Annotated in this window: 6 protein-coding genes; 5 read left to right on the forward strand and 1 reads right to left on the reverse strand. The window is 74.5% G+C overall.

Annotated elements, in window-relative coordinates; all coding sequences use genetic code 11:
* Window positions 1-178: 178 nt before the first annotated feature.
* From LCD35_RS11605 to LCD35_RS11615, 3 genes are all read left to right on the forward strand, one after another.
* Window positions 179-364 carry a hypothetical protein gene (locus tag LCD35_RS11605; RefSeq protein ID WP_224959429.1) on the forward strand — a complete coding sequence of 62 codons (186 nt, stop codon included), beginning with the start codon at window positions 179-181 and terminating at the stop codon, window positions 362-364.
* Window positions 365-606: 242 nt separating this feature from the next.
* Window positions 607-1,704, forward strand: coding sequence for a serpin family protein (locus LCD35_RS11610; protein ID WP_224959428.1), 1,098 nt, complete (start codon window positions 607-609; stop codon window positions 1,702-1,704).
* Window positions 1,705-1,833: 129 nt separating this feature from the next.
* Window positions 1,834-2,400, forward strand: a complete 567-nt coding sequence (locus LCD35_RS11615) for a carboxymuconolactone decarboxylase family protein (RefSeq protein WP_224959427.1) — start codon at window positions 1,834-1,836, stop codon at window positions 2,398-2,400.
* 39 nt (window positions 2,401-2,439) lie between these two features.
* Here LCD35_RS11615 and sigJ read toward each other — a convergent pair whose 3' ends face one another.
* Window positions 2,440-3,357: an RNA polymerase sigma factor SigJ gene (sigJ, locus tag LCD35_RS11620; RefSeq protein WP_225044166.1), complete on the reverse strand. Its 918-nt coding sequence runs from the start codon at window positions 3,355-3,357 to the stop codon at window positions 2,440-2,442.
* Window positions 3,358-3,422: 65 nt separating this feature from the next.
* Here sigJ and dnaG point away from each other — a divergent pair, with 65 nt between their 5' ends.
* Both dnaG and LCD35_RS11630 read left to right on the forward strand, forming a co-directional pair.
* Window positions 3,423-5,315 carry a DNA primase gene (gene dnaG, locus LCD35_RS11625; protein ID WP_224966330.1) on the forward strand — a complete coding sequence of 631 codons (1,893 nt, stop codon included), beginning with the start codon at window positions 3,423-3,425 and terminating at the stop codon, window positions 5,313-5,315.
* Window positions 5,315-5,836, forward strand: coding sequence for a hypothetical protein (locus LCD35_RS11630; RefSeq protein ID WP_225044167.1), 522 nt, complete (start codon window positions 5,315-5,317; stop codon window positions 5,834-5,836). Before dnaG ends, LCD35_RS11630 begins: the two co-directional genes overlap by 1 nt.
* Window positions 5,837-6,516 lie beyond the last annotated feature (680 nt).

Below are 6,516 nucleotides of genomic sequence, written 5' to 3' on the forward strand. Positions count from 1 at the left end.
ACTCCACCACCCCCTTTGGTGGTTTTTTCGCGGCGGGGGGGGGGGGCGCGCCGCCGGGGCCGCCGCGGCGGCGCGCCCCCCGGGGGGGGGCGGGCCCCCCCCCCCCCCCCCCCCCCCCCGACTTGCTGTGCAGGTGGCGCGACCCCCGACCCGTCCCCGCGCCGCAAGGAGAGCCTCGATGCCGAACCGGCACTACATCCAGAAGCTCGTCGTCGACGGCGAGCCCTACGTGAACACCGACAACCTCGCGGACTGGGTGAACGACCTGCGCTGGCGCGACCCCGAAGCGCGCCGGGCGGCCGAGTACATCGCGCAGGAACTGCGCCTCATGGGCTTGTCGGACATCGAGGAATCCGTCAGCTAGCCGGACCCGCGAGGGCGGCCGAAGCGCGGCGACCGCACCGCGGCGATTCCGCCCGCGGTCGCGACGACGCCGTCCCGCGAGGGATCGCCGGCCGAGGTCGGTCGCTCCGCCGCCGGCGAACGCGTTCGCAGCGGCGGGCGCTGGAAGTCGCCAGGACCGGCCCGCGGCCCGTGCGGAGTGGCAGACTCGGCGGGGGAGATCCTCCCCGAACCGCCGCCGCGCCGAACGGAGCCCACCCGGCCGTGACCGAGCACCTCGACTTCAGCCTGGCCCTGCACCACCGGCTCGCCCCCGCGCCGGACCGATCGTTCACCTGGTCCCCGTACTCGGTGGCCAGCGCGCTCGGCCTGGCCACCGCGGCCGCGGCGGGCGACACCCGGGACGAACTGCTGACGGCACTGCGCGCCCCCGATCCGGAAGCCGTGCGCGGGGCGCTGTCCCCGGCCGCGGAGCTGTCCGCGACCGGCTCGGCGGAAGCGCCGGTGCTGGCGGTCGCCAACACGCTGTGGGCGCACGACGGGCTCCCGGTGCGCGAGGAGTTCCTGCGCACCTTGGGGCAGTGGCCCGGCAGCGCCGTCCGCACCGCCCCGTTCCGCGACGACCCCGACGGCGCCCGGCGGCTGATCAACGCCGACGTGGCGGAGACGACGCGCGACCTCATCCCGGAACTGCTCGACCCGGGCGCCGTCGACCCCGAGACGGTCGCCGCCCTGGTCAACGCGCTCTACCTGAAGGTGTCCTGGCGGGAGGCCTTCGACGCGAAGCGGACCGCCGAGCAGCCGTTCCACGCGCCCGGCGGGCAGCGGGCGGTACCGACGATGACCACCACCCGCAGCCTCGGGTACGCCGCGGCCGGCGGCTGGCAGGCGATCGCGCTGCCCGCCGCGGGCGGAGCGGAGGCCGTGGTCCTGCTGCCCGACGAGGACCTCGCCACCGCGGAACCGGAGCTGAGCGCCGCCGACCTGGACGCACTGCTGGCGCAGCGCCGCGACCAGCGGGTGGAGCTGTTCCTGCCGCGCTTCGACGTCACCGCGGAAGCGGAGCTCACCGAACCGCTCGGTGCGCTCGGCGTGCGCACCGCGTTCACCCCGGGCGCGGACTTCAGCGCGCTCACCGAGGCACCGCTGAAGATCTCGGCGATCGTGCACCAGGCGGTGCTGCGCGTGGACGAGGCCGGGCTGGAAGGCGCGGCGGCGACCGCGGCGATGATGCGGCTGACCGCGATCGTCCGCGAACCCGACCCGATCCGGGTGCGGGTGGACCGCCCGTTCCTGTTCCTGGTCCGCCACCGCGAATCCGGTGCGGTCTACTTCCTCGCCCGCGTCACCGACCCGTCCTGACCCGGAGGTGGACGGCGCTTCCGCTTCGGGGAGGCGCCGTTCACCTGCGCGCTGTCACGTTCCGGGTCGCTCGCCCGTCCCGGTGGTGGATCGCCCGCATCCGGCGGGCGGGGACCACCGGGAGTGATCATGCCGCGGATCGAACGCCTGCCCGCTCGGCGGGTGGGACTGCTGACGAAGCTCGCCTACCGCTACGCCCGCCGCCGCTTCGGTGCGGTGCCGGACCCGATGGCGGTGCTCGCGCACCACCGGGGCCTGCTGCTGGCGTCCTGCACCGCGGAACTGGCGGTGGACCGGGCGGCGCGGGTGCTGCCGGCGAGCCTGCGGGAGCTGGCCGTGTTCCGGACCGCGACCCGCATCGGCTGCTCGTGGTGCGTGGACTTCGGCACGATGCTGCAGCGCGACGAGGGGCTGGACGTGGCGCGGCTGCGGGAGATCGACGACCACCGCACCTCGCCGCGGTTCACCGAACTGGATCGGCTGGTCGTGGAGTACGCGGACGCGATGACCGAGCTGCCGGTGCGGGTGACCGACGAGCAGGTCGCGGAGCTGGACCGCAGGCTCGGCCACCGGGGACTGCTGGAGCTGACATACCTGATCGCGCTGGAGAACCAGCGGACCCGCATGAACCACGCGCTGGGCCTCACCGCGCAGGGCTTCGCCTCCGGCGAGGCGTGCCGGGTGCCGATGCCGTGAGGCGCGGGCCGGGTCCCCGTCCGGCGGCGCGGCCCTCGATCAGGAATCGAAGGCGGCCGGGTCGAGGTGCGCCAGCTTGTCCGGGCTCACCAGGTCGTGCAGCTCCGCGATCCGGTCGCCGGCCACGGTGAACACCAGCACCCGCCGGAACGAGGTGCGCCCGGTCGGGTCGTCCGGGTCGCCCGGCACGAACACGCCGAGATCGCCGTTGACCAGCACCGGGAACGATCCGGCGAGCGAGGCGGTGCCGTACTTGGCCACCAGCCCCAGCAGGAACCGGGAGATCTTGTCCGCGCCCACGACGGGCCGCCGGGCGGTGGACGCCTGCCCGCCGCCGTCGCCGTAGAGCGCCGCCCGTGGGTGCAGCAGCCGGGTCAGCTCGGCCACGTCACCGCTGGTCACCGCGGCCATGAACCGGTCGACGACCTCCTGCTGCCGGGGTAGCGGCGCGCGCGGCGGGGTGCCCTCGGCCAGGGACCGCCGCGCCCGGGACGCGTACTGGCGGGCGGTGGCGGCCGGGCAGCCGAGCAGGTCGGCGATCTCGCCGAACGGCACCTGGAACCCGTCGTGCAGCACGAACGCGAACCGCTGCTCGGCGGGCAGTTCGTGCAGCAGCCGCAGCGCCGCCATCCGCAGTTCCTCGCGGCCGGTCACCACGTCCTGCGGGTCGGGCGCGCCCAGCGGGCTCACCACCGGTTCGGGCAGCCACGGCCCCACGTACCGCTCCCGCCGGTGCGCGGCGGAGCGCACCTTGTCCAGGCAGAGCCGGCCGACGACGGTGCTCAGCCAGGCGCCGAGGTCGCGGATCTCACCGGGTTCGCGGGCCAGCCGCAGCCAGGCCTCCTGCACGGCGTCCTCGGCGTCGGCGAGCCCGCCGGTGAGCCGGTAGGCGAGCGCGATCAGCCGCGCTCGGTGGGCGTCGAACTCGGCGGCGAGTTCCGGACCGGCGTTGGTCATGCGCCGATTGTGCGCCCCGCGGGGACACCCGTCGGTGTGTCGTGCGCGACGCCTAGACTGGCCGGGTGGCTGGAAGGATCCGAGATAGCGATGTCGCCGAGGTACGTGACCGCATCCGGATCGACGAGGTCGTCGGCGAATACGTGGCGTTGCGCAACGCCGGCGGCGGTGCTCTGAAGGGCTTGTGCCCGTTCCACGACGAGAAGACCCCGTCGTTCAACGTGCGCCCGAGCCACGGCACCTTCCACTGCTTCGGCTGCGGTGAGGGCGGCGACGTCATCGCCTTCCTCATGAAGTCCGAGCACCTGGGTTTCGTCGAATCCGTGGAGCGGCTGGCCGACCGGGCCGGGCTGCAGCTCACCTACGAGGGCGGGACGCCGGGCCCGAAGCGGGACCGCGGCACCCGCGCGCGGATGGTGGAGGCGCACCGCCTCGCCGCCGAGTTCTACGCCGAGCACCTGCGTTCGCCGGAGGCGCTGCCGGGCCGCGAGTACCTCGCCGAGCGCGGTTTCGACGAGGCCGCCGCGACCCGCTTCGGCTGCGGTTTCGCCCCGTCCGGCTGGGACAAGCTGACCAAGCACCTGCTGGGCAAGGGCTTCGAGCTCGACGAGCTGTACAAGTGCGGCCTGTCGAAGGAGGGCAGGCGCGGCCCGCTGGACCGGTTCCACCGCAGGCTGCTGTGGCCGTTGAAGGACCTGGCCGGGGATGTGGTCGGTTTCGGCGCGCGCCGCATCCACGACGACGACCCGATCGAGGCGAAGTACGTCAACACCTCCGCCACCCCGATCTTCAACAAGTCGCAGGTGCTGTTCGGCATCGACCTGGCCAAGCGGGAGATCGCGAAGCGGCACCAGGCGGTGGTCGTCGAGGGCTACACCGACGTGATGGCGATGCACCTGGCGGGCGTGCCGACGGCGATCGCGTCCTGCGGTACGGCGTTCGGCGACGACCACATCTCGGTGCTGCGGCGGCTGATGATGGACGACAACGCGTTCCGCGGCGAGGTCATCTTCACCTTCGACGGGGACGCGGCCGGGCAGAAGGCGGCGCTGAAGGCCTTCGACGGCGAGCAGCAGTTCGCGACCCAGACCTACGTGGCGATCACTCCGGACGGCATGGACCCGTGCGAGCTGCGCCAGGCCAGCGGGGACACCGCGGTGCGGGACCTGGTGGCGCGGCGCAAGCCGCTGTTCGAGTTCGCGATCCGCAGCCTGCTCACCGAGTACGACCTCGATTCGGTGGACGGCCGGGTGGAGGCGCTCAAGCGCACCGTCCCGCTGGTGGCGCAGATCAAGGACGTGGAGCGCCGCGACGGCTACGCGGTGCAGCTGTCCGGCTGGGTCGGCTGGAACGACGAGAACCAGATCGTGCGCCGGGTCCGCGAGTCCGCGGGCGCGCCGGCCAAGCCGCAGCGCCGCCGGGCGCCGCGCAACCCCGACCAGGGGTCGCTGGGCATGGACGTGGAGCTGCCGCCGCGGCCGCGCCGGGACGACCCGCGCTGGTGCCAGCGGGAGACGTTGAAGCTGGCGCTGCAGGTGCCCGCGCTGTCCGGCCCGGTCTACGACTCGCTGCCGGAGGAGGCGTTCACCGAACCGGTCTACGCCGAGCTGCACCAGGCGATCGTCGCGGCGGGCGGCACCATGTCCGGCCTGTCCGGGGCGGGACTGGTGGACGCGGTGGGCCGCGAGTGCCAGGACGAGGTGACGCGGCGGCTGCTCACGCTGCTGGCGGTGGAGGCGCTGGACACGAAGTCGGAAGAGGACCCGCGCTACGTGGCGGGGGTGATCGCCCGGCTGCAGGAGATCATGGTGGGGCGCCAGATCGCGGACATCAAGTCGCGGGTGCAGCGCACCTCGCCGACGGAGAACCCGGACGAGTACAACTCGCTGTTCGGCGACATGCTGGCGCTGGAGCAGTACCGGCAGTCGTTGCTGCACCAGGCCTCGGGCGCGTTGTGATGACCTGGCTGCGCCGGTTCGCCGCCCGGTTGTCCGGCACCGCCGAGGTGCCCGCCGACTTCGCCGGTGCGCTCGGCGCCGACGAGCGGGTGCTGGCGGTGGCGCGCGCGGCGGACGGGCCGCTGGTCGCCACGCACCTCGGGCTGTGGCTGCCGGAGGGGCGGCTGCTGGGCTGGCACCTGGTGAGCAAGGCGACCTGGCGGGACGGCGTGCTGATCGTGGTCGAGGCGGTGGAGTCCGGGTCGGCGGGGGACGCGGTGCTGCTGCGGGACCTGCGCCCGCTGCGCCTGCGGCTCGCCGAACCGGGGACGCTGCCGGAGGTCGTGCACACGCGGGTGACCGGGTCGATCCGCAGCACCGAGCACCGCGAGCTGCCCGGCGGCGGCGCGCGGTTCGTGCAGCGGAAGGTGCCGGGCCGCAACGGGTTGGTGCTGCAGGTGCGCGCCGATCCGGGCACCGACGAGCGGTCGCTGGCGCCGGTGGCGGCGGAGGTGGCCCAGCGCCTGCACCGGTCGCGCTGACAGCTCCGGGACCTGGACATCCGTGCAGTACGGTCGTACTGTTCGCGCCGTGTGGGATCCGCGGAAGTACCTGTCGTTCAGCGAACAGCGCGATCGCCCCGCGCACGACCTGCTGGCCCGCGTGCCGCAGCGACCCGCCCGCCGCGTCGTCGACCTGGGCTGCGGCGCCGGGAACCTCACCCGGCTGCTCACCGGACGCTGGCCGGACGCCGCGGTGGAGGCCACCGATTCCTCGCCGCAGATGGTCGAGGCCGCGCGCGGCAACGGCGTTGACGCCCGGCTGCAGGACGTGCGGGACTGGCGGCCCGCGCCGGACGTGGACGTGGTGCTGTGCAACGCGGTGCTGCAGTGGGTGCCCGAGCACGTCGACCTGCTGCGCGGCTGGTTGCCCGCGTTGCCCGACGGCGCCACGTTCGCCTTCCAGGTGCCCGGGAACTTCGAATCCCCGTCCTACCGCGCCATCCGCGAGGTGCTCGCCGAGCAGGGGTGGGACGTCGACGGGCTGCTGCGCGCCGATTCGGTGCGCACGCCCGCGGAGTACGCGGACGTGCTCGCCGCCCGCCGCGCCGCGGGCGCCGCCGGGGGGGCCCCCAACGCGCCCCCCCGCAGCGGCCCCGCCCCCCGCCGGGGATGGGTGGCCGGCCCGGCGCGGCGCCCCGGGCGCGCCGCGCGGGGCGCGC

It is taken from the genome of Saccharopolyspora sp. 6V, assembly GCF_020176785.1.
GTDB lineage: Bacteria > Actinomycetota > Actinomycetes > Mycobacteriales > Pseudonocardiaceae > Saccharopolyspora_C > Saccharopolyspora_C gregorii.